The following is a 24,818-nucleotide window of genomic DNA, read 5'->3' as shown; positions in this document are numbered from 1 at the left end:
GCGCCGTGCCGTCGCATCGGTCGCGTTCATGGTGTGAAATAGCGCGATGTGATGGGTGTTGCGGAAAAAGACCGGGCCCGGCCCCGTGAGCGGTCCCGCCTGCCGGAGGCGGTACCGGCGGTGGCGGCGATGCTGATCGGGCTCTGGGGCATCACCACGCCCTCGTTCTGGCGCGACGAGTCGGTCAGCACGCTGGCCGCCGCGATGCCCATCGGCGACCTGTGGCACCTGCTCGACAGCATCGACCGGGTGCACGCGCTCTACTACCTCCTGCTCCGGCCGGTCGCCGCGTTCTCGACCGGCGAGCTGGCCATGCGCCTGCCCTCGGTCGTCGCCACGGCCGCCGCCGCGTACGGCATCACGGTCCTGGGCAGGAGGCTCGCCACCCCGGGAGCGGGCCTTCTCGCCGGACTGCTCTACGTCGCGCTGCCGATGGTGAGCCGGTACGCCCAGGAGGTGCGCAGCTACGCGATCGTGACGGCGGTGGCCGTCCTGGCCACCTGGGTGCTGGTCGAGGCGACGCGGCGATCGGGCCGCCGGTGGTATCTGGCCTACGGGGCCTGCCTGGTGCTGCTCGGCTGGTTCCACGTCTACGCGCTGCTCCTGGTCCTCGCGCACGTGGTGACGGTGCTGCTGTGCCGGTACCGCGCGCCGTCGCCGTCCCGGCCCGATGTGGCGCGGTTCGCCGGGGCGCTGGTCGTGGCCGTGGCCGGGATCGCCCCGCTCGCGCTCCTGGCCGCCGGTCAGCGCGAGGCACAGCTGTCGTGGTTGAAGCCGTCGAAGCTCACCGACGTCGCCTGGTTCGGCGAGGAGGTGGCGGGCACCGTGGGGGTGGCGCTGCTCCTGGTCGCCCTCATGCTCCTCGGGACGTTCGCCGGCGGGCGGCTGACGGCGGTCGCGCTGCCCTGGGCGCTGCTGCCGTTCGTGTCCATGGCGATCTCCATCGTCCATCCCGTCTTCAACCCGAGATACGTGCTCTTCGCCGTCCCCGCGATGGCGCTGCTGGCGGGAGCGGGCCTGAGCGCCCTACGGCCCCGGGCCCTGGGCTGGATCGGGCTGGTCCTCGTCGCCGCGCTGACCGTCCCGACGCACCTGACGATCCGCGAGCCGGACAGGCGGCCCGACAACCTGCGCGACATGGCGGCCACGCTGCTGGCCAGGCAGCGTCCCGGCGACGCCGTGCTCTACGTGGGGGAGAACAGGCGTCTGTTCGCCGCCGTGTACGAGGACGCGTACCGGAACCTGCGCGACCTCACCCACGCTCCCGGCCGGCGCACGCCGAGGACCGCCGCGCAGTTCACGGCCGCGCTGGAAGGTGTCGAGCGCGTCTGGCTGGTCACCGGCGGCAGGAAGCACAAGAGCAGGGACTTCGTGGAGGACGACGAGCGCTATCTGGCCCTGATGGCCAACCGCGACTTCACGCTGGAGTCCACCGAGGACTTCGGCTACTCGTGGTTCGGCCTCTACGTCCGCAAGCGGCGCTGATCCCGGGGAATCCCGGCCTCCGAGGCCTCCGGGGACTTCGGGGACCTCGGGGACTCCGGGCGCCGAGGGTCAGGCGATCAGAGCGGGCAGGCGGGTGACCGCGCCGGCGAGGTAGGCGCCGAGTTCCGGGGGGACGATGTTGATGGCGGAGATCTCGGCCGGGTCGAGCGGGAGCCGCACCACCTCGTACTCGCCGCGGGCCGGGTCGTCGAACTCCGGGCCGCAGCGCAGCGCGGGGTCCATCGAGACCAGGCGGCAGCCGTAGACGTGCTGGGTCTTGACCCCCTCGTCGCGCAGGCACTCCAGGGTGGTCAGCGGGGTGACACCGGAGACGACGGCGCCCAGCTCCTCCATGACCTCGCGGTGCAGGGTGTGCTCCAGGGAGGCGTCCTCGGGCTCGACGTGGCCGCCGGGAATGGACCAGTAGAGCTCCTTGCCGGGAACCGTGCGCCGGAACACCACCAGCTGGTCGTCGTCGAGGAGAACGGCGCGGACGCTCGGCACGGCAGACATGGGGCCATTGTGTCACCGCTCCGGCGGCACGACCCTCATCCGGGCCCGGGGATCCGGGATTTCCGTACGGCACGGGCCCCCCGGGGGGTGGAAACGAGGCTCTAGTGGTGGTCCCTGCGCAGCCGCTTGAGGTCGGAACGCTGCTTCTTGGCGGCGATCCGCCGCTCGACCGCGCCCCTGCTCGGTTTGGTCGGGCGGCGCTTCTTGGGCGGCGGGGCGATCGCCTCGCGCAGGATCTGGGCCAGGCGCATCTCGGCGGCCTCGCGGTTGCGCAGCTGGGAGCGGAACTCCGAGGCGGCGATGGTGATCACCCCGTTCACCAGGCGGGAACCGAGGCGTTCGAGGGCGCGGGCCTTGAAGACGGGGCCCAGCGTCTCGGTGGCGGCCAGGTCGAAGCTGAGCTCGACCCGGCTGTCGGTGGTGTTGACCCCCTGGCCGCCGGGGCCGGAGGAGCGGGAGAACCGCCAGCCGAGCTCGGCCTCGGGGACCGAGACCGAGCCGCTGATCTGGAGCGGACCGGGCATGGCGGTGACTTCCTTCTCACGGGGGTGTGCGTGTCTCCAGGGTACCGAGGAGTCATGAGCGTGGATCAAATGGTTTTATGCCCGCTTTGGTGCCAATTGATGATTTTCGAGTCGCGGCCGGAGCCGTATCGGCCTTGTGGCGTGGGGTTCCCTTCCGCCACAGTTGCCCGGGGGCACACATCTGCCCGAAGGCACATGCGGTCAAACATCCGCGATGGCAGGGCATCCGAAGCAGGAGGCGGGGGCGCATGGACACGATCGTCGGCGTGCACGGTATCGGCAAGTACCGCTACTACCGCGACGCGGGTAACTCGGTCAGCGGCGCCGCCCTCGCGATGCGCGACAAGTGGGACCGCTACCTGCACAAGGGCCTGACCGGCGGCAGGCCGCACGCCAAGGAGCGCTACGTCACCGAGATCGCCTACTACGCCCACCTGCTGGGCGAGAGCAAGAACGACTCCGTGCGCGCCGTGCGGAGCATGGACGTCGGCGCCCAGGAGGTCTTCGTCGCCTGGGCCAAGCAGCTCGACACGGTGGGGGAGGGGCTGACCGGCGCCCTGCACCGGATGACCGGCTGGCTGCTGGACCGGCTGGAGGTCAACGCCGCCGACTTCGCCGCGTTCTTCTGCCCCGAGGTCGCCGCCTACCTGGCCGCCGGGGGTGAGACGCGCGCGAAGTGCCGGGCGGCCGTGGCCGAGGTGATCAGGCGGAACCGCCCCAAGGTGGTGATCGCGCACTCGCTGGGCAGCGTGGTGACGTACGAGACGCTCTGGGCCAACCCCGACCTGGAGGTCGACCTGCTGATCACCCTCGGCAGCCCGCTCGGCATGCGCAACGTGATCTTCGAGCGCCTGATGCCCGCCCCGGTCAACGGCTGGGGCGAGCGCCCCCGCAAGGTCAAGCGGTGGGTCAACATCGCCGACAAGGACGACATCGCGGCGATCCCGCCGGGCCTGAGGGCCTGCTTCACCGGGGTGGACCAGGAGGCCCTGGTCGATCTCGACTGGATCGACTTCCACACCGTGGAGAAATACCTGGGCTGCGGCGCCCTCACCCCGCACCTCAAGCCCTACCTGAGCTGACCCGCCGCGGTCACCGGCGGGAGGCCGGTCCTTCGCCGTGATGTCGCCCGGAGGTCGGCCGTTGTTCAATCACCGTGGGTAAGGAACTCGTCTGTGCGGCGGCTGTTCATCTCGCCTTGATTCGCAGGCCACGGCGAGGAAAGCTGGAGCGGATGCACTGATGGCGTGGAGCAGAAGCCGTCACGCAGAGTGTTCCTTTCCGTCGCCGCCGCGGGTGCGGGCGGCCTGTTGCTGACCGGGGCGGGGCTCGGCCCCTCCCGGATTCCCTCCCGGACCCTCGCCCGTGACCCGTTCACCCTCGGCATCGCCTCCGGCGACCCGTCGCAGGACGGCGTCGTGCTGTGGACCAGGCTCGCCCTCGACCCGCTCGGCTCGAACGGCCGGGGTGGCATGCCGGTCAGGGACGTGGACGTCGAATGGCAGCTCGCCACCGACGAGCGGTTCTCCAAGGTGGTCCGCGAGGGCACCGAGAGCGCGCGCTGGAAGCGGGCGCACAGCGTCCACGTCGAGATCGACGGGCTGGAGCCCGGCCGGGAGTACTTCTACCGCTTCCGCGCCGAAGGCCACCTGTCGCCGACCGGACGCACCCGTACGGCCCCGTCCGCCATGTCCGCCGTGTCCGCCGTGTCTGCTGTGTCCTCAGCGTCCTCAACGTCCTCGCTGACCTTCGCCGTCGCCGCCTGCGCCCACTACGAGCACGGCTTCTACACGGCGTACCGGAGGCTGGCCGAGCAGGACCCGGAGCTGGTCGTGCACCTGGGCGACTACATGTACGAGTACGCCCCCCAGGGATACACGGCGCTGGGCGGGAGCGTCCGGCAGCACACCGGGGGCAAGTGCGCCACGCTGGCCGACTACCGGATGCGCCACGCGCAGTACAAGAGCGACCCCGACCTGCAGGCGGCACACGCGGTCGCACCGTGGCTGGTGGCCTTCGACGACCACGAGATCGAGAACAACTGGGCGGGGGACGTCTCCAGCTCCGGCGCCCCGGCGTTCGCCCGGCGCAGGGCCAACGCCTTCCAGGCGTACTACGAGAACATGCCGCTGCGCAGGACGAGCGTGCCCGGCGGGGCGTCGATGCGGGTCCACCGCCGGGTCGACTGGGGACCGCTGGCCCGTTTCCACCTGCTCGACACCCGGCAGTTCCGCGACGACCAGGCGTGCGAGGACGGGCTCAGGTCCGGTTGCGACGACCGGCTCGCGACCGGCCGTACCCTGCTCGGCGAGGACCAGCGGCGCTGGCTGCTGGACGGCCTCGAGAGCTCGGACGCCCGCTGGAACCTGGTCGGCCAGCAGATCCTGATGGCCCAGCGCGACTCCAAGGTCGGGCCGGGCACCGAGGTCAACATGGACTCCTGGGACGGCTACGCCGCCGAGCGCACCCGCCTGCTGACCGGTTTCCGCGACTCGGGCGCCTCCAACCCGGTCGTGCTGACCGGTGACGCGCACATGCACCACGCGGCGGACCTCAGGCTCGACTTCGACGACCCCGACTCGCCCCGCGTGGCGGTGGAACTCGTCACCTCCTCGATCGCCAGCGACGGCGACGGCTACCGGGACGAGGGCCGGATCGCCGAGACGGTCGCGGAGAACCCGCACATCTCCTACCTCGACCAGCGGCGCGGCTACATCGTCTGCCGGGTCACCCCGGAGGAACTGCACGCCGACTTCCGCACGCTCGACTACATCAGCAGACGCGGCGCCCCCGCCAAGACCGGCGCCCGGTTCACCGTGCCGTCGGGGCACGCGGCCCTGACCTGAAACGAGTCGCCGGGGCGCGCGACCCAGACCTGAAACGTCCCGGCGGACAGGCGGCCCTGACCTGAAACGTGAGAGGAATTCTGGAAGATTTATTGGATGATGCCGCTTATGAGTCCCCTCGCCACGAGGCTCACCGCCGCGGCACTCGCCGCGGCGCTGGGCGGCACCCTCCTCTCCCCGACCCCCGCGACAGCCGCCGGATCCGCCTTATCCGCTTCATCCGCCGCACCCGCGGTCGCGCCCGCCGCCGCGGCGTCCTCCGACTTCGGGTACGTGATCACCTTTCCCAAGCACGTCCACCGGGGCGGATCCCTCGTCTACTCCGTCAAGGTCCGCAACAGGAAGGCCCGCGGCCAGCACTACGTGGCGCTCGTCGGGGACTTCTCGAAACGCTTCCGCAAGATCCGGGTGATCTCCAAGCCGCGCAGCGTCAAATGCTCCGTCAAGGGCCGCAGCCTGTCCTGCTGGATCACCTCCCTCGACCGGGGCGACTCGACGACCGTGCGGATCCGGGCCTGGGCCGGCTCGCGCCGGGGCACCGCCACCGCCACGTTCGGCGTGATCGCCACGTCCGACGCGGACGCCGACATCCGCAAGCTCCGCAAGGAGATCGGCCGCAAGATCAAGGCCAGCACGCGCATCCGCTGACCCCGGGCCCGCCCCCCGTCCCGGGAGCCGGGGTCAGATCCCGGCCCGGTTCCGGGGGCGCGGGGAGACGCCGTTCGGCCTCGCGACCGGGTTCGCCTGCAGGAGATCCTCGATCACGAGGGTGGCGGCGCCCAGCGCCACCGAGTCGACGCCGAGGCGGCCCAGGCCGATGGAGACCGTCTTGTACGGCTGCGCCAGGCAGTTGTCCGCGACGACCTTCCTGATCCTCGTCAGCAGGTGCTCGCCGAGCAGCACGCCGGCCCAGCCGCCGATGATGATCCGCTCGGGGTTGAACAGGTTGATCAGGTTGGCCAGCCCCACGCCCAGGTAGGTGACGGTCTCGTCGATGACCGGGGAGCCCGCGGCCACCAGCGCGGCCAGCTCGGCCTGCTCGTCGACGGCCTCCGTCCAGACCCCGGCGCGTTCCAGGATGCCCCTGGCCCCCACGTACGCCTCCAGGCAGCCCTCCCCGCCGCAGCGGCACCGGTGCCCGCCGATCATGATCTTCGTGTGACCCCACTCGCCGGCGCTGCTGTTGGCCCCCAGGTAGGTGGCCCCGTCGGTGATGATGCTCGCCCCGACCCCCGAGCCGATCAGCACCACCACGGCGTGCCTGGCCCTGCGCCCGACGCCGAACCACAACTCGGCCTGTCCCATCGACGTGGCGCCGTTGTCCACGAAGAGCGGCAGGTCGGTGCCCGCCCGTAGCAGCCTGCCGAGCGGGACCGCGTCCCACCCGAAGGTCGGGGCGTGGATCAGGGCGTCGGGCCCCGTCTCGACGACTCCCGGAACCCCCACCCCCACGCCGAGCACCCGCTCCCTGGGCACGCCGCTCTCGCCGAGGACCACGTCGATGCCCGCGAGGATGTGGCGGACGACCTGGTCGACGTCGTGCCCGGCGGGGCGCAGCGGGTACTCGGCCTTGGCCTGCCGGTTCATGTCCAGGTCGAAGAGTTCGACGCGCACGTGCGTCTCGCCGACGTCGACGCCGACGGCGTAGCCGTGGGTGGTGTTGACCCGCAGCAGCACCCGGGGCCTGCCCCCGTCGGAGTCCGCCAGACCGGCCTCGACGATGATCCCGCTCGCGAGCAGGTCGCCCGTCACGTTGCTCACGGTGGCGGGGCTGAGCCCGATGGTCTCGCTCAGCTCCTGGCGGCTGGCGGGTCCCTCGAAGTAGAGGGCGCGCAGCACGATCGCCCGATTCCCCCGGCGTAGATCGCGAACGGTCCTCTGCTGTACGTCGAACATGCCCATCATCTTAGGTAGCGACGTGAATCAAGCGGCCGGCGATCTCCTTCCGCCGGTGGTGGAGGCTCATGTCGATCAGGCCGGTCCGAGCCTCTCCCCACGCGCCTCGGCCGATCGTTGTGGTCAGCGGCTGGTCGAGGCGGACTGCCGAGCCGGGTCGTGCTCGCCGCGCGCCGTGACCGCCGTGACGTGCCCGGTCAGTTTCTCCCAGTTGCCGGACCCGATCGCGGCCTTCTCCTCGTGGGTGAAGGGTGCCTGTTCGAGGAACGAGCGGGCGACCCCGCCGGCGGTGTCGAGGAAGGGGAATCCGCCGGGCCGGGTCCCGAAGGTGTAGGGGTAGTCGGTCGAGTACATCATGCGCTCGGTTCCGACGACCTCCGACGTCCATCTCATGTAGCGCTCGCTGACCGTGCCGCTGCCGCAGACCCAGAAGTTCCGCGTGAAGTAGTCGGCGAGCGGGCGCTCCAGCTTGGCGTTGTGCGCCATGACCCCGATGTGGTCGAGGTAGAACAGGACGACCTCGCCCCAGTGTCCTGCGATCACCTGCAATCCGGGGTGCCGGTCGAAGACGCCGGAGAAGATCATCCGTAGATACTGGACACCCAGGTCGTAGTACCAGCCCAGGCCCGCCGTCGCGAGTCCCATCCCGATACCGCGGGCCGGCCCGGCTCCGGCGTCGAAGCCCGAGTAGTAGGCCTTGAGGACCTCGGGGACCGGCGTCTGGGGATGGAAGTGCAGCGGCACCCGGAGGCGCTCGGCCGTGGCGTACAGGTCGTCGAATTCCGGGGCGTCGGCCAGTTTGTCCCCCGTGCGGCCGTACAGCATCGCACCGGGGAGGCCGAGCCGGGTCACCGCGCGTTCCAGCTCGGCCGCGGCGGCCTCGGGCGCCGCGGTGGGGATGGCGGCGAAGGCCTGGAAACGGTCGGGTCGCCCGGCGACGATCTCGGCCAGCGTGTCGTTGACCTCGCGGGCCACGCCGACGGCGTCTTCGGGCGCGAGGTTCTGCACGCCCGGCGAGGCCGGGGACAGGACCGCGACATCGATGCCCTGGTCGTCCATGTCGGCGAGACGCGCCTGTCCGACGTCCCGCAGCCGCCGCGCGAAGGGCTCGTCGCCGAAGCCGAGCTGCGGGATTTGCGGCACACCCGCCCTGGCCCACGCGTCGAGCAGTGAGGGCAGGGCGACGTGTTCCTCGAGTGCCACGATCTTGATCTTGTCCGGCATTCCATGCCCCTTCATCCTGATGTTTCCATTGGAATCATTTTTACCGTATCACCGGAATTATCGATGGAACCACTAGTGCGGTATCGTTGGAAAATGGCATCGAGTTCACAAGGCGGGGACGGCGTGGCCGCCACCGGATCCGACACCGCGGCCCTGGGCCGCGAGCAGCTCCGGCAGCGGATCATCGAGGCCGCCGCCGGCCTGCTGGCGCGCGAGGGGCGCGACGCGGTCACCACTCGCGCGGTCGCGGTCGCGGCCGGAGTGCAACCACCGGCCATCTACCGCCTCTTCGGCGACAAGGACGGGCTGCTCGACGCGGTGGCCGAGCACGGCTTCGCCACGTTTCTCAAGACCAAGCACATCGACCCGGAGCCGCGGCATCCCGTCGAGGACCTGAGGGCCGGCTGGGACCTGGCGGTCGAGTTCGGCCTGGCCAATCCCGCCCTGTACACGCTGATGTACAGCGAGCCCGCGAAAGAGACGTCGGCCGCCTTCAAGGCCGGCATGGAGATCCTGATGGGCCGTATCCGGCGCCTCGCCGTCGGCGGCTGGCTCCGCGTCGACGAGGAACTCGCGGTCACGCTCATCCACGCCACGGCGCGCGGTGCCGTGCTCACCTGGCTGACCCTGCCCGAAGACCGGCGCGACCCGGCCCTGCTGACCGCCCTCCGGGAATCCATGATCGCCGCCGTGACCACCCGGGAGCCCGCCGTACAGGACTCGGGCCCGTCCGGCGCGGCCCGCGCCCTGCGCGCCGCGCTGCCCGAACAGACGATCCTCAGCAGCGCGGAACAGCATCTGCTGACCGAGTGGCTGGACCGCCTCGCCGCCGACGGCTGAGACGCCGTTCCTCGCGCGTTCTCGCCGAGGGCATCACCCCGGCGCGCCCCCGAGGGCCGAGCGACGACCGAACGGCCACCGAGGTCAGCGAGCCGTCGCAGGCAGGGCTACCGCTCCGGTCTCCACCGCTGGAGAGGCCGGTGCCTACCGCGGGGAGGGCGGGCCCGCGAAGGCGTAGCCGAACAGGGTCTCCTTGGGGGCGCCGGCCAGGGACCGCGCCGACGACGGGCGGATGCCCGGGTAGGAGCCCTTCCGCACGGTCCCGCGCAGCAGGGTGAGCCTGCCGTCGCCCGGGGCGGCGACGACCAGGCCGCGGCCCGCGACGGTGGCCAGGGCCCCGCCGAAGTCGCCGCCCTCACCGGTGACCAGCAGGTTGTGGTTCTTGGTGAGGCCGCCGGAGCGGGTCCCCGCGAGCACCTGGACGGCGTTCTCGCCCGGCACCCCGATCGCCAGCTCGTCGTCGCCGTCGCCGTTGAAGTCCCCGGCGGCGAGGGCGGCGCCGAAGCGGTCGAAGTAGCGCGGCTCTCCCTTCAGGGAGCGCTGCGACCAGGACTCGGAGCCCGCCGTACGCAGTCCCGAGCGGGAGCCGTAGACGACGTGCACGGTGCCGTCGCCGTAGTCCATCGCCCGCTGGTTGTCGCTGAGCCCCTCGCCCGGCACGCCGATCGCCAGGTCGTCGCGGCCGTCGGCGTCGAAGTCGCCGGTGGTCAGGGCGGTGCCGAAGAAGTCCCAGACCTCGGCGAGGCCGCCGATCCCGGGGCTGTCCTGGGTGAGCGCGGTCGCCCTGCGGCGCCGGACGTCGAGGACGGTGACCGAGCCCTGACCGTTCTTCAGCAGCGTGTCCGCGGGCGCGCCCACGGCGATCTCGGCGCGGCCGTTCCCGTCGAAGTCCCCGGTGGCGAGCACCGCGCCGAACTGGTCGGTCTCGCGTTCGCGCTGCCCCACCCAGCCGGTCTCCTGCGTGATCATGTGCGGCTTGCGCCCTTTGAGGCCGTACACCCCGACCGCGCCGCCGCCCAGCCCGGGAGCGCCGATCACCAGCTCGTCGTCGCCGTCGCCGTCCAGGTCCCCCGCCGCGAGCGCGGCACCGAACCGCCCAGGCTCGCGCTCGCGGCCCAGGTCCGCGGCGTCGATCAGCCTGCCGGGCCGCAGGCCGCCGGGCGAGCCGTGGAACAGCTGCACGGCGCCGTCGCCGTCCTCTCCCGGCCGGGAGCGGTCCTCCTCGGAGACGCCCACGGCCAGGTCGGCGCAGCGGTCGCCGTCGAAGTCGCCGGTCGCCAGCGCCGAGCCGAACGAGTCCCCGGTCTCGGCCTCGCCGGGCACCCCGGGGTCGTCCTGGGTCAGCTTCCCGGCGGTGCGCATGCCGTACAGCACGGTGACCGATCCCGCGCGGGCGTGGCCGCCGGAGCGGGTGTAGGGAGCGGCGACCGCGAGATCGGCCCGCCCGTCGCCGTCGAAGTCGGAGGGGACGCCGGAGCAGGCGGCGGCCGAGGCGTGGGCCGGGAAGGGGGAGGCGGGGACCAGCAGGAATGCGAGGACCGCGGAGGTGAGGAGCGAGGCTCTCATACCTGTCATGGTTTCCGGTGATTCGGACACGCGGCCCACCGGGACATGAAATCCACGTGGCCGGTACGCATAAAGAACATGCCAGGATTGACGACATGGAAATCGACCTGGCCGACCTGGGATTCTGGCGGCGGCCGCTCAAGGAGCGGCATGAGGCGTTCGCGCGGCTTCGGGATCTCGACAAGCCGGTGTTCTTCGAGGAGAAGCGGGTCCCGCTGCTCCGCTCGGGCAAGGGTTTCTACGCGCTGGTCCGGCACGCCGACGTGGTGGAGGCCAGCCGCAACGCCAAGGTGTTCTCCAGCGAGCCCGGAGTGACCAGTCCCGAGCCGCCCGGCTGGGTCAAGCACGTGTTCGGCGAGTCCATGGTCAACATGGACGACCCCCGGCACGCCCGGCTGCGCCGCATCGTCTCCCGCGCGTTCAGCCCGAAGATGCTGGCCAACCTGCAGGGCGACATCGACGCCGCCTGCGCGCGGATCGTCGACGACGTGATCGTCTCGGGGCCCGGTGACTTCGTCGGCCAGGTGGCCGCCAAGCTGCCCATCCACGTCATCTGCGACATGATGGGCGTCCCCGACGACGTGCGGGCCAAGGTCCACCAGCACGTCGACATCTCCACCGCCTACTCCGGCGTGCGGCCCAGCCTGGCGCACACCGTCAGGATGGCCGCCCAGAACACGCTCGCGCTGCTCGCCCTGCAGCGCCTGGTGATCAACCTGGGCAAGGAGCGCGCGGGGGCGCCGCGGGGGGACCTCGTCTCGGCGCTCGTCACCGCCAACGTCGACAGCGAGAGGCTGACCGACCGCGAGCTGGGGTCGTTCTTCACGCTGCTGCTCGTGGCGGGCAACGAGACGGCCCGCAACACCATGGCGCACGGCATCAAGCTGCTGACCGACAACCCCGAGCAGCGGAGCCTGCTGGCCGGCGACTTCGACGCGCACATCGGCGGCGCGATCGAGGAGATGGTCCGCTACGTCTCGCCCATCATGCAGTTCCGCCGCACCGTCACCGAGGACTACGACCTGCGCGGCCTGCACCTGAAGGCGGGCGACAAGGTCGTGCTCTTCTACGGCTCGGCCAACCGCGACGAGACGGTCTTCCCCGACGCCGACCGGTTCGACATCACCCGCGACACCAAGCCCCATGTGGGCTTCGGCGGCCCCGGGCCGCACTTCTGCCTGGGCGCCAACCTCGCCAGGCAGGAGATCAAGGCGATGTTCCGCGCGCTGTTCACCCGGCTGCCGGAGATCCGCTCGGTCGGCGAGCCCGAGCTGCTGGTGTCCAACTTCGACAACAGCGTCCGGAGCCAGGCGTTCACCTTCTGAGGTTCACCTGCCCGGCTGGGGGGTCGTCACCGGGCAGCCCAGCTTCGTCTCCTCCTGGACCAGCACGTTCTCCCGGATGGTGAGAAAGGTGATCAGCGCCGCGACGCCCAGCATCGCCGCGCTGATCAGCATCGTCGTGTGGAATCCGGCGGTGAAGATCTCGGGGGAGCCGAAGGCGTCGCCGGTGAGCCCGGCCAGCGGGGGGATCGCGGCCACCGCGAGCAGCCCGCCTGTCCTGGCGACGGCGTTGTTGACGCCGCTGGCCACCCCCGCGTGGCGCTCGGCGGCGGTGGCCAGCACCGTCGCGGTGAGCGGCGCGACCGCCGCAGACAGGCCCAGCCCGAACAGGGTCGCCGGAAGCAGCACGTCCACCACGTACGACGAGCCGGGGCCGATCCGCGACATCAGCAGCAGGGCCCCGGCGCAGACCAGGATGCCGCCCGTCATCGGCAGCCGGGGCCCGAGGCGCTTGGCCAGCTCGCCCGCGCGCGACGACAGCAGCAGCATCAGGATCGTCACCGGGATCATCGAGGTCCCGGCCACCAGCGGGGAGAAGCCCGCCGACACCTGCAGCTGGACGACCAGGAGGAAGAACACCACGCCCATCGCGGCGTACATGATGAAGGTGACGACGTTGACCGCGGTGAACACCTTCGAGGAGAAGACCTCGACCGGTACGAGCGCCTCGGGCGAGCGCCTGATCTCCAGCCAGACGAACGCGGCGCCCAGCAGCACGCCCGCCGCGACCGGGACGATCTCCAGGTCGATCAGGCCGTAGGTGATCCCGGCCAGCGCCAGCGCCGCCAGCACCGCGCCCAGGACGTCGAACCGCCCGCCTGCCGAGGAGTTCCTGCTCTCCGGGACGTGCCGTACGGCGACCGCCACGACGAGCGCCGCGAGCGGCAGGTTGATCAGGAACACCCAGCGCCATCCGGCCGTCTCCACCAGCCACCCGCCGAGCAGCGGGCCGATGGCCGCGGCCATCCCGCCCAGGCCCGACCACGCCCCGATCGCCCTGGGCCGGTCCCCGCGGTCGAAGGAGGCCTGGATGATGGCGAGGGATCCCGGGGTGAGCAGCGCACCGCCGATGCCCTGCAGGGCGCGGGCCGCGATCAGCGTCTCCACGTTGGGCGCCAGGCCGCACAGGGCCGACGCGAGGGCGAACCAGACGACGCCGATCAGGAAGACCTTGCGCCTGCCGTACCGGTCGCCGAGCGATCCGCCGAGCAGGATCAGGCCCGCCAGAGTGAGAGTGTAGGCGTTGACCGTCCACTGCAGGCCGGCCATGTCGGCGCCGAGATCGGCGCCGAGCGAGGGCAGGGCCACATTGACGACCGTGCCGTCCAGCATGGCCATGCCGGAGCCGAGCACGGTGGTGAGAAGGACCCAGCGGCCCTTCACGGAGGCGAAACGGATGTGACCAGTGTCCATGCCGTTCATCATCGCCGACCTCGCGGACCGGTCCGACCGGCGTCCGGCCTCACGGGGGCGCTCCCGGAAGTATCCCGTGATCGGTTCTGGAAGCGCTTTCAGAATGATCACGGAGGATCCGGGAAGCGCTCCGGGAAGGATCGGGGGAGCGATCCCTGGAGTGCGGCCGAAAGTGTCGCGCGCCTCTGGTAGGACGGTCCTTTCACAGTCGAGCCTGACGGGGAGTCTCCGATGGACCACACCGAGTTCAACGACGACGTCGACGGCCTCTACCGCGGAGACTACGCGGGCCTGCCCATCGTGAGCCTGCGTCCCCCCGGCGCCCCCCACCCCCCGGCCGGCGAGGCGGCGTGGCGCGTCTCGGTCCGCGTCTACGACGCCAAGGAGACCTTCGAGGAGCACTTCGCGCGCTTCGCCGAGACCGTCGACACCACCGAGGTCAGGGCGCTCATCGTCGGAGGCTGGGGCGAGGCCTACGAGAAGGACGCGTCGGGTCCCGTCCGGCTGCTGGCGGAGAGCGCGACGCGCTTCCCCGCCCTGCGCTCGCTCTTCTTCGCCGCGATGCCGCAGGAGGAGTGCGAGATCTCCTGGATCCAGCAGAGCGACGTCACGCCGCTGCTGGAGGCCTTCCCGCTGCTGGAGCGGCTGGAGGTCCGGGGCGGGACGGGGCTGGAGCTGCGGCCGGTCGGGCACGAGCACCTCAGGGTGCTGCGCTTCGAGGCGGGCGGGCTGCCCGCCTCCGTGGTCAGGGGGGTCGGCATGAGCGAGTTCCCCGCGCTCGAACACCTGGAGGCCTGGCTCGGTACGAGCGAGTACGGCGGCGAGACCACCGCCGCCGACCTGGAGAACATCCTGTCCGGTGAGAGGCTGCCCGCGCTCAGGCATCTGGGGCTGCAGAACAGCGAGATCCAGGACGAGGTGGCCGGTCTCGTCGCCGTCGCCCCCGTCGTGGCCCGGCTGGAGTCGCTCGCCCAGTCGATGGGCGTGCTCACCGACGAGGGCGCCGAGGCCCTGCTGTCGGGGCAGCCCCTGACCCACCTCAAGCGCCTGGACCTGCACCACCACTACCTGACGGACGCCATGGTCGAGCGCCTCACGACGACGTTCTCCGGCTCCGGCGTCCGGCTCGACGTGTCCGACCAGAAAGAGCCCGACGGCGAGTGGCGCTACGTCGCGGTCGCCGAGTGACCGCCCTCACCGTCGTCGGCACGCCGGGCGACCGGCGGGTGACCATGTTCTCCGACGCCTGCGCCCGGCAGGGGCTGGCCGAGCCCGCGGTCGTGCCGTGGACGTCCGTGCTGCGCGGCGAGGAGATCGGGATCGAGCCGGGGACGCTCGTACGGATCGACTCACCGGGGGAGGACGCCGAGGCGGACGCGCTGCTGCGGGGCCCCGGCGAGCCGTCCAGGATCGGCGGCGGCGCCCGCTGGCACGCCGGGTTCGTCGCCGGGGCCGCCCGGGTCCGCCGGGCCGTGGCCGCGGCGCCGGGGGCCGTGCTGCTCGCCGACGTCGAGGACGTGGCGGTGATGTTCGACAAGCGGCGCTGTCACGCCAGGCTGTCGGCGGCCGGGGTGCCGGTGCCGCCGGCCCTCGCCGGGCCGGTCGGCGGCTACGCCGAGCTGCGCGAGCGGATGGGAGAGGCCCGCTGGGGCCGGGTGTTCGTCAAACCGGCCCACGGCTCGTCGGCCTCCGGGATCATCGCCCTGCACGCGTCTGGCCGCCGGGTCAGGGCGGTGACCTCGGCGGAGTTGACCTCCGGCGAGCTGCACAACTCCCTGCGGATCAGGTGCTACGAGGACGAGCCCGATCTGGCGGTGATCGTCGACCTGCTGGCCCGGGACGGCCTCCACGTCGAGCGCTGGTTTCCCAAGGCGAGCCTCGGCGGGCGCGCGATCGACCTGAGGGTGGTCGTCGTGGACGGCACACCCACCCACGCGGTCGTCCGCGCGGGCCGCGGGCCGATGACCAACCTCCACCTCGGTGGCGTACGGGGTGATCTGGGCGCCGTCACGACCGGGCTCGGCCCCCGGGGGTGGGAGCGGGCCCTGGAGATCTGCGCGCGGGCGGCGGCCTGCTTCCCCGGAAGCCTGGCCGTCGGGGTCGACCTGATGATCGGGGTCGACTGGCGGGAGTTCGCGGTGGCCGAGGTCAACGCGTTCGGCGACCTGCTTCCCCGGCTGGAGGGCCTGCCCGGTGGCGGAGCCGAGGACCTCGACACCTACGGCGCCCAGGTCCGCGCGATCCTCGCCCGGCACGCCCCGGCGGGAGAGCGGGAACGGGAGGCCCCGTGCGTGACATGAACGAGGTGGTGGGCAGCCACGACCTGCTGCTGGTGACGCTCGACACCCTCCGTTACGACGTGGCGGAGGAGCTGATGGCGGCCGGGCGGCTGCCCACGCTGGCGCGGGCGCTGCCGGGCGGGCGCTGGGAGCGCCGCCACAGCCCGGGAAGCTTCACCTACGCCGCGCACGCCGCGATCCTCGCCGGTTTCCTGCCGACCCCCGTCGCTCCGGGACCGCACCCCCGCCCGTTCGCCGCCGCGTTCCCCGGCAGCGAGACCACGGCCCCGGGCACCTGGGTGTTCGACGCCCCCGACCTGCCCGCGGGGCTGGCGGGAGCGGGCTACCACACGGTCTGCGTCGGAGGGGTCGGGTTCTTCAACAAGCTGACCCCGCTCGGGTCCGCGCTGCCGGGGATGTTCGCCGAGAGCCACTGGGAGCCGGGGTTCGGGGTCACCGCGCCCGCCTCGTTCGAGGCGCAGATCGCCCGCGCGGAGCGGGCGGTGGCGGGAGCCGACCGGCCGGTCTTCCTGTTCGTCAACGTCTCGGCGCTGCACCAGCCCAACTGGTTCCACCTGCCCGGGGCCACCCGCGAGCACGGCGACAGCCGCCGGAGCCAGGCCGCCGCGCTCGAATACGTCGACCGGCACATCGGCAGGCTGTTCGCGCTGATGAGCGAGCGGCGGCCGGGATTCGCGATCGTCTGTTCCGATCACGGCACCGCTTACGGCGAAGACGGGTACACCGGGCACAGGATCGGCCACGAGGTCGTCTGGACCGTGCCCTACGGGGAGTTCACGATGGAACGGGGGCAATGGCGATGAGCGCGGGTCCCGGCCGGGGCCGCGGACGGCGGTGTGTCCGGCGGCGATGCGCGACCGCCACATCGGCTACGCGCACCTGGAGACGACCGGCCTCCACGACGTCTTCGCCGGGGGGATCCTGGAGCGGATCCCCGCCCGGCTCCCCCCGGGCCGTCGCGGAGGGGATGTCAGCGCAGGAGTTCGCGGGCCAGTGCCTCGCTCCACCACCGTTCGACGCGGTCGGGTGACCAGCCGCGTTCGACGGTGAGCGTGGTGTAGACGTCGATGTTGCACAGGGCCGCGTAGACGTCGACGGCGGAGCGCACGTCCAGGCCGCGTCGCAGGACGCCGTCGGGCCAGGACGAGAACACCAGCTCACGGGTCTTGTCACCCTGTCCGCGGCCCTCGCGGTAGGCCGCCGCCAGCTCGGGCTCGGTACGGGCCGCCTCGCGGACCAGCGCGACGACGTCACCGGCGCGTTCGAACAGCCGCCGGTCGTAGGCGGCCATCGCCGCGAGCTGGCGCTCGGGATCCGCCGCCGAGGCCTCCAGCGCCTCCAGCATCCGCGGTACGTCGGCCGACAGGTCCGCCGCGTCCGCCAGCGCCCGGGTCAGCCCTGCCTTGTTCCCGTACGCCGCGTAGACCGTCGGCACCGAGACTCCCGCCTCGCGGGCGACCTCCCGCACGGTCGTCGCCGCCCACCCCTGGGACACGAACAGCCTGCGGGCGGCGCCGGCGATCTCCATCCGGGTCTCCCGTGCCTGCGTCGCCCGGCGCAACGAGTCGTAGCGGCGCCGGTCCGGCTCTTCGCTCACCGGTTTCCCTCCAATGACTTTACGATGCTTATAATGAATATATGTTGCGTAAATCTCAGGGAGGAGCCGCCCTCGGCTTCTCCCGGATCACCGGCCTCGCCGCGCTCGGCTTCGCCGGCACGATCGTCCTCGCCAACGCGATCATGGTGCCCGCCGGCCTGCCGCTCACCGGTGCCGAGGTCGGCGAGGTCGACGCGTTCTTCGGCACCCGGGGCGACGTCGTCGCCATCGCGTCCGCCCTCACTCCCGCCGCCTGGCTGCTGGCCACGCTGTTCGGCGCGGGTGCGGTCTCCGCGCTGCGGCGCTTCGAACGCGGCCGGGACGAAGCGTGGTCACTGCTCGGGTTCACCGGCCTGGCCCTGCAGAACGTCACCTTCGCCGCGGTCATCGCGATCCGCCTCGCGCTCACGTCGACGACCGCGCGGCGCAGTCCCGCGACCGGGGGACTGTGGGTGCTGCACGACGCGCTGTTCACCCTCAACGGCACCTTCCTGGCCCTCGCCCTGATCGGCCTGTCCGTCGCCGGCCTGCGCGCCGGTCTCATCCGGCCGTGGCACGGCACCGTGGGGCTGGTCTCGGCCGCGCTGCTGTTCGGCTCGGCCACCCTCACCCCGCTGGTCATCGACCACACCGGACCGCTCGGTCTTCTGGGCCTCGTCGGCTGGCTGATGTGGGTCGTCTGGATCATCGCGTACGGCGTCACCCTGATCCGCCTGAACCGGGATCGCGATCCCGCGGCGAGTGGTCCGAGCGCCGACCGGCTCGGATAGTGCCGCCATGCGGAGGCGTCCGGGCACGGGCCGCCCCACCGAAGAGGCGGGAGTCGCCGAAGGGCCCGGTGCCCGGAGAGCCCGGACGGCCGGAGACGCCGGTACGCGTGCGGTTCGAGGGGGCCGGGGCTCAGGCCGGAGCTCGGATTTCGTCCGGGACGCCCCGGAAGCCCAGGCCGCGGAGCACGAAACCCGAGACGATCTTCTCGGCCTCCTCGGGCGTCACCTCGCCGCCGAGCAGCGGGACCCGCTCGGCGCCGATGACGGCGAGGATGATCCGGGCGGCGGCGGCCACGTCGGGGGCCTGGAAGTCGCCCGATGACACGCCGCTGTCGATGATGCCCGTCAGGATGCGCTGCATCGGCTCGACGTGGTCGGCCAGGCGCTGGTAGGCGTCGGGGCCCAGCGCCGCCGACAGGTCGGCGGGACCGGGATGGGGGTGGGCGAGCAGCCCGTCGAACTGGAGCCTGACGAAGACCCGCAGCCGCTCGGCGGGCGAGGCCCGGCCGGGCAGTTCCCGCTCGTAGCTGTCGATGAAGTAGTGCGTCACCCGCTCGGTGAAGGCGAGCAGCAGCGCCGCCTTGTCCGGGAAGTAGTTGTACAGGACGGTGCGGGTGATCTCGGCTTCGTTCGCCACGTCGGTCATGGAGATGGCGTCGATGCCCTGGTCCCGGGAGAGACGCGAGACCGCCCGCAGGATGCGATCCTGGGTCTGGACGCGGTGCTCGCCGATGGTCGCGGCCGAAATCCGGGGCATGGCCCCATGGTCGCACAGCACCGGCACCTCGTCAGGCGGAGCCCGGGGCGGGGTCAGCGATGCGGGCGGGCCGTGAGCATCGCGTTGTGCATGTCCTCGGCGCTGGGAGCCGGGGGGAGCGGCGGGGCGGCCCGGCCGGCGCGGCCGGTACGGCACGCGTCGAGGATCAGGCCGACCAGCCGCCGCCACGCCTCCGGGGCGGCGCAGCGCGTGGAGCCGAGCACCCCGGCGTTGGCCATCATGATCAACATCAGGTCCTGGCCGGTGAAGTCGGCGCGCAGCGTCCCGGAGCGACGGGCCCGCTCGATCACCCGGTCGATCGCCGCCAGCGCCCGTGCCCGCTGCGACTCCAGCGCCGCCCCGGAGAAGCAGGAGGTGAGGCCTTCGGTCACCCCCTGGTCGGCGGCCTGCATGCCGCAGATGTGCTCGACCAGCCCGGCGAACCCCTCCCACGGGTCGCCGGCGAGCTCCGCCGCCTCGGCGGCCTCGACGAACTCGGCCATGCGGTCGGCCAGGATCGCCTCGATGAGCGCCTCGCGGTCGGGGAAGCGCCGGTAGAGGGTGGCGATGTTCACCTCCGCGCGGCGGGCGATCTCCTCCAGGGGCACGTCGAGCCCTCCCTCACGGAACGCGACCCGCGCCGCCGCCACGATCCGCTCCCGGTTGATCTCGGCGTCCCTGCGCAATCCCCGCCCTTTGCCCGCGTCCATGAACCGATTCTACAAAGTGAAGGCCTTCCTGCGGTTATGCTACGGTGACCCAAAGCGAAGGGTTACCTTCACTTATTCTCTCGGAGTACACCATGAACATCGCCCTTTGGGTCGTGCAGGGCCTGCTCGCCCTGGCCTTCCTCTTCGCCGGTCTCACCAAGGCCACCAAGTCCCGTGCGGACCTGTCGGGCCAGATGCCGTGGGTGGAGGACTTCTCGGACGGGCAGGTCAGGATCATCGGGATCCTCGAAGTGCTGGCGGGGGTCGGCCTCATCCTGCCCGCCGTCACCGGCATCCTGCCCGTCCTGACCCCGATCGCCGCCGCGGCCCTGGTGATCACGATGATCGGCGCCCTCGTCGTGCACCTCCGGCGCAAGGAGTACCCGGGGATCGTGGTCAACGTGGTGCTTCTCGTGCTGGCCGCCTTCGTGGCCTGGGGCCGCTTCGGTCCCTACTCCTTCTGAGAGGCGGGCTCCGGAGTCCCGGCTCGAGGCTTCCCGGGCTGGGAGCCGCCGTGCTCGGTGGCGTAAGCGGAAGCAGCCGTGGTTCGCGGCATGCAGGCCCTTCACCCGGGTCCGTGCGATCAAGTGCAACGTAGCTCCGGATGGTTGTCGTGGTGCGTGTCGATCGAACGGGTACAGCGCCGGGGCTGTACCGCCGGGGTGCCGTCAGGTGAGGCCACCGCGGAGACGATCGGCGCTCGGAATCCGCCGGCGCGCGCGGAAACGACGAAAACCGATGAGGAGGAGTGCCGCGGCGACGAGGGCGACCGATCCGGCGAGCGTGAGGATCAGCGTCAGCGGGGAGTCCATCGAGGCCGCCAGGCCCCACGTTCCGGGCTTGGCGGGGAAGGTGAGCGTTCCGGTCGCCGTGTGCCCGACGCGTCCGCTGTGGAGGATGAGGCGGAACGTCCACGGCCCGTCCGGGAGGTCGTCGCCCAGCAGCACGGTGACCTCTCCACGGTCGCCGGGCGCCAGGGTCGTGTCGCGGTCGGTGGGGAAGGGGCCGGCCCTCAGGGAACTCGGCCCTTCCGACAGCGACAACCGTCCATCGAGGTCGAGGGCGCGCTGTCCGGTGTTGGCGACGGCCGCGACGATCTTCGGCCGGCCGTCGTCGGTTCGCTGGGGGACTATCTCGCCGATCCGGAAGTCCGAGGGCGGCTCCCCGCCCGGGCCGACGTCGAGATAGGCGCGGATCCCGACGCGATTGACCAGTGCGATGTTCCGCTCCGGGCCCGGTTCGGGAGAGGTCACCTCTGCCCAGATGACGGCGTACCGCTCCGCCTGAGTCGCCCATGGCGGCACGGTGACGGTGGCCTTGACCGGCACCCTGCCGTGCGCCGGCAGGTTCACCGTGGCGTGGTTGAGTGTGATCCACGAGCTCAGCTCGTTGGCGGCCCGGCCCGGGGCGAAGGTGAAGCGGCCGCCCTTGATGCCGGCGGCGGCCGCGTACAACTTCACGTGCTGGGGTTCGGGTGAGGTGCTGTAGACCTCCAGGCGGCGGGTGAAGGTGGTGCCGGGGTTGACATGGTCGACGATGAAGAAGTGCGAGCGCGGGTCGTCCATCCGGTTGGCGGGAATCTCCAGCAGCCTGATGCCGAGGACGGGCTCGCCGGTCGGACGCCCCCGATCCCGGCCCACGTCCGCGGTCGCGGGAGCGCCGATCATCGCGTGCGACAGGAGGGCGAGCAGCGTCGCGCAGACGAGCCGGTGGCGCGGCCGCCGCAACGGTGGGCTAGGCAACGGAGTGGTTCACCGTGCCGGTGTAGGTGCCGATCACGGCTTGCGCGGGGATGTTGATGACGATGGTCGGGTTCCAGGTGGCGGAGTTGTTGCCGGAGCCGGTCGTTTTGCTGAAGGCGGTGCGCGACACGTCCAGCGACTGCGCGGCCGCCGCGTTGGCCTGGCCGGGGACGAAGTTGCCGGTACCGGTGGTGGCGGTCCCGGGGCCGGACCAGTACCGGGCGTCGCCGGCGGGGATGGTCTCGGGGGCGGTTTCGTTGCCGGTGGTGAAACCCGTCGGCGCGGCGATCACCGACGCCACCCAGGTGGCGTCGAGCGCGGCGCGACTGTCGGACACCGTGACCGCGCCGAGCGGCCCGCTGATCTGGTCGCCCGGCGCGCCGCCTCCGACGCTGACCGGGCCGTTGGGCACGGTGATCGCCAGCCCGCCCGCCGCGGTCACGGTGAAGGTCACCGTGGTGGGGCAGGTGGTCGAGGGGGGGCAGGTGCCGGCTCGGGTGGGCAGGGCCACCATCACCGTGGCCGCCACCACGCCGGCGGCGCCTGCCAGAGGGATGCCCAGACGGCTTTTCGACACTGGTGATCTCCTTCGTCGCGCGACCGTCCCACCCGGGCCGTTCCTAGGTGATCACATACTGCTCAACGTTCAGCCGCCGGATGACCGGACGAGAGGACATCTGGAAACTTTTGGCGATCATATGATCACTTCCGGTGATCTCCGGGCCGGTGATCCGCCTGACGGGGTGCGGCGGGGGTCGAATACGCGCGAGCCGTTCCGGTGCGGCGGCCGGGCGCCCGGGGCGGGCGCAACCCGTCCGGCAGCCCTTTTCGACCGCGTCCGCCTCGCGACGCACCCTGGATGCTCTCCGGCCGCGACCCCGGTGGGCGTGTCCATTTGCCCCGTTACGGGCGTTCGCACCACTGCCTTTGCGCCGGATTTGCCGTCCACGGACGGAGCCGGCCGGCCTGGCCCGAACGGGATGATCTAGGCTGCTACCGGTTTTTCCGCGCACCACCGACATGGATGCGCCCCACGCATCGCCCGCGAGACACGTGAGAGGGATCGCCATGAGGAAGACCCGTGCGGACGACTTCGCCGCACCGGCGCCCCTGTCGCTGGCGGCGTCGCTCCCCCTGCTGCTCGCCCTCGGCGCGTCGGCGCCCGCGGCTGCGGCCTCGGTTCCGGCCACCGGAATCGCGGCGGTCGCGATGGTCGCGATGCGCGCCGATCCACTGGCGATCAGCCTGCCCGACTCGGCGAACCTCGGCGCCGGCGGCACGGGCGGCAACTACAGCGCCTCGCTGGGCACGGTGACCGTGGCCGACTCCCGGGTGGGTATTCCCCCGTGGACGGCGACCGTGTCGGCCACTGATCTCACCCTCGCCGGATCACCGGCCCAGACCATTTCCAAGGCCAACATCGCCTACTGGTCCGGCCCGTCCGTCGCCTCCTCCGGTGGCGGCAGCCGCGTCCCCGGCCAGGCCAGCGCGGCCGACAAGGTTCCCCTGACCACGCAGGTGATCGCGTTCCGGGGGCGCAAGGGGACGTTCCCCACCTCCACGAGCTGGCAGCCGACGCTCGTCATCACCGTCCCGGCCTCCGCCACCGCGGGTATCTACACCGGCGTCATCACCCACTCGGTCGCCTGAGCCGCGGCCTTTCCGCCGCCGCCCGCGAGAGTCGTCCCCTTCCATGTGTTCTGGCGTTCCACCAGGAACGTCTCCCCTCCACATGTCCTCGGCGTGGCGGGGCCGAGGTCGCCGCCCGCGAAATCCGGCGGACCCTTGGGCGGCTCCGCGAGGAGTTGGCACTTTCATGACCAGCCACGAACGCAGGTGATCGAAGGCGGCCCGCGATCGCGGGAGATAGTGGGATCGCCGGGACCGGACAGCGGTGACGAACGCCGCCCGGATCGGGTCTTTGACGATATTCACGCCGATTCCCGCTCATGGCGGCTCGACGCCGCGGCTTCGACCGCTCGAATACGTCCAACGGCCGACCGGCGTTCCTTTTCGGTCTCCTGTCCTGTGGAAGGGATGTCATGCGTCATCGCTCTCGACGCCTGGGGTATTCGCTCGTGGCCATGGCCCTGGCCCTGACGGTAAGCGTCCCCGCGTCGGTGTCCGCCTCCGCCGCCCCGCCGGATCGTCCGCAACACCCCCCACGCCCGTGGGTCACGCTCTGTCTCAAGCTCAAGCTGATGCCGCAGCACCGGCGGATCCGCTGCCACTTCCCGCCCGCACCCCGCCTCGCCTCGCGGGCCCGGCTCGCGGCGGAGAACCGCCAGGCACCGGCGATCAGTGAACTGTCGGTACCGACGAGCCCGGCGTCTCCCATCGGGATCACGTCCGGGCCGGACGGCGCGCTGTGGTTCACCGAGAACTACGGCAACAAGATCGGGCGTCTCGCCACCACGGGCACCTTCATCGAATACACCCTCCCCACCAGCGGCTCCGAGCCGGGGCACATCACCGTCGGCCCGGACGGCGCGCTGTGGTTCACCGAGGCGGTGGGCAACAAGATCGGGCGGATCACCACCAGCGGGACGATCACCGAATACTCCCTGCCCACCGCGAACGCCTATCCGTGGGGCATCACCGTCGGCCCGGACAACAACCTGTGGTTCGTCGAGACGGAGGCCAACCAGATCGGGAAGATCACCACCAGCGGGACGATCACCGAGTACCCCATACCCACCTCGAGCTCCTATCCCACGCGCATCACCGCCGGCCCGGACGGCAACCTGTGGTTCACCGAGTCGCTGGCGGGCAACATCGGGAAGATCACCACCAGCGGGACGATCACCGAGTTCACCGTCCCGTCCTCCGGCGCGATGCCCGTCGGGATCACCGCCGGCCCGGACGGCAACCTGTGGTACACCGACGGCAACGGCAAGGTCAGCAACCTCACCACCACCGGCACCTTCACCGAGTACTCGCTCACCGATCCCAACAGCTTCGCGTGGGGCATCACCGTCGGCTCGGACAACAATCTGTGGTTCACCGAGCAGAGCGCCAACAACGTCGCCAGCGTCACCACCTCCGGAACGATCAACGAGTACCCGCTGCCGACCAGCGTCTCCGGTCCCTTCGACATCACGCTCGGACCCGACAACAACCTCTGGCTCACCGAGAACTACGTCGACAACGTCGCCCTCGTGGCGATCTGACCGCACCGGTCGACGGAAGCCGAGATCCACCAGCGACGATCAACACCCCATATCCGCAGCCGCCCCGGTCCGAACCTCCGGACCGGGGCGGCGCCGTCCGGAAAGCTGCCTCCACCAGCCCC

General features: G+C 71.5%; 24 protein-coding genes. 13 read left to right on the top strand and 11 right to left on the bottom strand.

The genetic code is table 11. From position 1 onward, the window contains the following. The first annotated feature begins 51 nt into the window (after window positions 1-51). Window positions 52-1,485, top strand: a complete 1,434-nt coding sequence (locus ACVCAG_RS28875) for a glycosyltransferase family 39 protein (RefSeq protein WP_447190624.1) — start codon at window positions 52-54, stop codon at window positions 1,483-1,485. Window positions 1,486-1,554: 69 nt separating this feature from the next. Here ACVCAG_RS28875 and ACVCAG_RS28870 read toward each other — a convergent pair whose 3' ends face one another. Continuing rightward, the gene (locus ACVCAG_RS28870) at window positions 1,555-1,998 is read right to left on the bottom strand and encodes an NUDIX domain-containing protein (RefSeq protein ID WP_440086580.1); all 444 of its coding nucleotides are present in this window, start codon (window positions 1,996-1,998) and stop codon (window positions 1,555-1,557) included. A gap of 101 nt (window positions 1,999-2,099) precedes the next feature. After that, window positions 2,100-2,522, bottom strand: a complete 423-nt coding sequence (arfB, locus tag ACVCAG_RS28865) for an alternative ribosome rescue aminoacyl-tRNA hydrolase ArfB (protein ID WP_440086578.1) — start codon at window positions 2,520-2,522, stop codon at window positions 2,100-2,102. Window positions 2,523-2,770: 248 nt separating this feature from the next. Here arfB and ACVCAG_RS28860 point away from each other — a divergent pair, with 248 nt between their 5' ends. The 3 genes from ACVCAG_RS28860 to ACVCAG_RS28850 all read left to right on the top strand — a co-directional run bounded on the left by ACVCAG_RS28860 (window position 2,771) and on the right by ACVCAG_RS28850 (window position 6,016). After that, a complete protein-coding gene (locus ACVCAG_RS28860; RefSeq protein WP_440086577.1) occupies window positions 2,771-3,604 on the top strand; it encodes a hypothetical protein in 834 nt (277 codons plus the stop codon). 165 nt (window positions 3,605-3,769) lie between these two features. After that, on the top strand, window positions 3,770-5,368 hold the full coding sequence (locus tag ACVCAG_RS28855; RefSeq protein WP_447190623.1) for an alkaline phosphatase D family protein: 1,599 nt from the start codon (window positions 3,770-3,772) through the stop codon (window positions 5,366-5,368). 108 nt (window positions 5,369-5,476) lie between these two features. Further along, complete coding sequence (locus ACVCAG_RS28850; RefSeq protein ID WP_440086574.1) at window positions 5,477-6,016, top strand: hypothetical protein; 540 nt, start codon at window positions 5,477-5,479, stop codon at window positions 6,014-6,016. Window positions 6,017-6,049: 33 nt separating this feature from the next. Here the strand turns inward: ACVCAG_RS28850 and ACVCAG_RS28845 are convergent, their stop codons facing one another. Continuing rightward, entirely contained in the window at window positions 6,050-7,264 is a 1,215-nt protein-coding gene (locus ACVCAG_RS28845) for an ROK family protein (RefSeq protein WP_440086572.1), read from the bottom strand. Between the two features lie 123 nt (window positions 7,265-7,387). Then, window positions 7,388-8,488, bottom strand: coding sequence for an amidohydrolase family protein (locus ACVCAG_RS28840; protein ID WP_440086571.1), 1,101 nt, complete (start codon window positions 8,486-8,488; stop codon window positions 7,388-7,390). Window positions 8,489-8,581: 93 nt separating this feature from the next. On the opposite strand from ACVCAG_RS28840, the gene ACVCAG_RS28835 reads away from it, so the two are divergent. Beyond that, window positions 8,582-9,328 carry a TetR family transcriptional regulator gene (locus ACVCAG_RS28835; RefSeq protein ID WP_440086570.1) on the top strand — a complete coding sequence of 249 codons (747 nt, stop codon included), beginning with the start codon at window positions 8,582-8,584 and terminating at the stop codon, window positions 9,326-9,328. Between the two features lie 144 nt (window positions 9,329-9,472). Here ACVCAG_RS28835 and ACVCAG_RS28830 read toward each other — a convergent pair whose 3' ends face one another. Next, entirely contained in the window at window positions 9,473-10,894 is a 1,422-nt protein-coding gene (locus ACVCAG_RS28830) for an FG-GAP repeat protein (protein WP_440086569.1), read from the bottom strand. 95 nt (window positions 10,895-10,989) lie between these two features. Between ACVCAG_RS28830 and ACVCAG_RS28825 the strand changes: the two genes are divergently transcribed. After that, window positions 10,990-12,219, top strand: coding sequence for a cytochrome P450 (locus tag ACVCAG_RS28825; protein ID WP_447190622.1), 1,230 nt, complete (start codon window positions 10,990-10,992; stop codon window positions 12,217-12,219). A 3-nt stretch (window positions 12,220-12,222) separates the two neighbouring features. Here ACVCAG_RS28825 and ACVCAG_RS28820 read toward each other — a convergent pair whose 3' ends face one another. Beyond that, window positions 12,223-13,650, bottom strand: a complete 1,428-nt coding sequence (locus tag ACVCAG_RS28820; RefSeq protein ID WP_440086567.1) for a DHA2 family efflux MFS transporter permease subunit — start codon at window positions 13,648-13,650, stop codon at window positions 12,223-12,225. Window positions 13,651-13,881: 231 nt separating this feature from the next. On the opposite strand from ACVCAG_RS28820, the gene ACVCAG_RS28815 reads away from it, so the two are divergent. From ACVCAG_RS28815 to ACVCAG_RS28805, 3 genes are read left to right on the top strand one after another with little or no spacing between them, the layout of a single operon-like run. Beyond that, on the top strand, window positions 13,882-14,838 hold the full coding sequence (locus tag ACVCAG_RS28815; RefSeq protein WP_440086566.1) for an STM4015 family protein: 957 nt from the start codon (window positions 13,882-13,884) through the stop codon (window positions 14,836-14,838). Next, entirely contained in the window at window positions 14,835-15,950 is a 1,116-nt protein-coding gene (locus tag ACVCAG_RS28810; protein WP_440086565.1) for an STM4014 family protein, read from the top strand. Before ACVCAG_RS28815 ends, ACVCAG_RS28810 begins: the two co-directional genes overlap by 4 nt. Further along, window positions 15,947-16,753, top strand: a complete 807-nt coding sequence (locus ACVCAG_RS28805) for an STM4013/SEN3800 family hydrolase (protein WP_440086644.1) — start codon at window positions 15,947-15,949, stop codon at window positions 16,751-16,753. The genes ACVCAG_RS28810 and ACVCAG_RS28805 overlap by 4 nt, the downstream gene beginning before the upstream one ends. Window positions 16,754-16,920: 167 nt before the next feature. Here the strand turns inward: ACVCAG_RS28805 and ACVCAG_RS28800 are convergent, their stop codons facing one another. Further along, complete coding sequence (locus ACVCAG_RS28800; protein ID WP_440086564.1) at window positions 16,921-17,547, bottom strand: TetR family transcriptional regulator; 627 nt, start codon at window positions 17,545-17,547, stop codon at window positions 16,921-16,923. Between the two features lie 41 nt (window positions 17,548-17,588). On the opposite strand from ACVCAG_RS28800, the gene ACVCAG_RS28795 reads away from it, so the two are divergent. Then, complete coding sequence (locus ACVCAG_RS28795; protein ID WP_447190621.1) at window positions 17,589-18,317, top strand: hypothetical protein; 729 nt, start codon at window positions 17,589-17,591, stop codon at window positions 18,315-18,317. 130 nt (window positions 18,318-18,447) lie between these two features. Here ACVCAG_RS28795 and ACVCAG_RS28790 read toward each other — a convergent pair whose 3' ends face one another. Together ACVCAG_RS28790 and ACVCAG_RS28785 are read right to left on the bottom strand one after the other, a co-directional pair. After that, on the bottom strand, window positions 18,448-19,074 hold the full coding sequence (locus ACVCAG_RS28790) for a TetR/AcrR family transcriptional regulator (RefSeq protein WP_447190620.1): 627 nt from the start codon (window positions 19,072-19,074) through the stop codon (window positions 18,448-18,450). Window positions 19,075-19,127: 53 nt separating this feature from the next. Beyond that, entirely contained in the window at window positions 19,128-19,784 is a 657-nt protein-coding gene (locus tag ACVCAG_RS28785; protein ID WP_440086561.1) for a TetR family transcriptional regulator, read from the bottom strand. Window positions 19,785-19,876: 92 nt separating this feature from the next. Between ACVCAG_RS28785 and ACVCAG_RS28780 the strand changes: the two genes are divergently transcribed. Next, window positions 19,877-20,248, top strand: a complete 372-nt coding sequence (locus tag ACVCAG_RS28780) for a DoxX family protein (protein WP_440086560.1) — start codon at window positions 19,877-19,879, stop codon at window positions 20,246-20,248. A 204-nt stretch (window positions 20,249-20,452) separates the two neighbouring features. Here the strand turns inward: ACVCAG_RS28780 and ACVCAG_RS28775 are convergent, their stop codons facing one another. Both ACVCAG_RS28775 and ACVCAG_RS28770 read right to left on the bottom strand, forming a co-directional pair. After that, window positions 20,453-21,526 (bottom strand): hypothetical protein, encoded by a 1,074-nt coding sequence (locus ACVCAG_RS28775; RefSeq protein ID WP_447190619.1) that lies wholly within the window; start codon window positions 21,524-21,526, stop codon window positions 20,453-20,455. Then, window positions 21,519-22,103 (bottom strand): hypothetical protein, encoded by a 585-nt coding sequence (locus ACVCAG_RS28770; RefSeq protein WP_440086558.1) that lies wholly within the window; start codon window positions 22,101-22,103, stop codon window positions 21,519-21,521. The genes ACVCAG_RS28775 and ACVCAG_RS28770 overlap by 8 nt, the downstream gene beginning before the upstream one ends. Window positions 22,104-22,594: 491 nt before the next feature. On the opposite strand from ACVCAG_RS28770, the gene ACVCAG_RS28765 reads away from it, so the two are divergent. Further along, complete coding sequence (locus ACVCAG_RS28765) at window positions 22,595-23,176, top strand: hypothetical protein (protein ID WP_447190618.1); 582 nt, start codon at window positions 22,595-22,597, stop codon at window positions 23,174-23,176. Window positions 23,177-23,727: 551 nt separating this feature from the next. Next, complete coding sequence (locus tag ACVCAG_RS28760) at window positions 23,728-24,696, top strand: virginiamycin B lyase family protein (protein ID WP_440086556.1); 969 nt, start codon at window positions 23,728-23,730, stop codon at window positions 24,694-24,696. Window positions 24,697-24,818 lie beyond the last annotated feature (122 nt).

The organism is Streptosporangium sp. G12, assembly GCF_052983175.1.
Note: the sequence above shows the minus strand (reverse complement) of the source record. Positions and strands in the feature narration are given on the sequence as shown.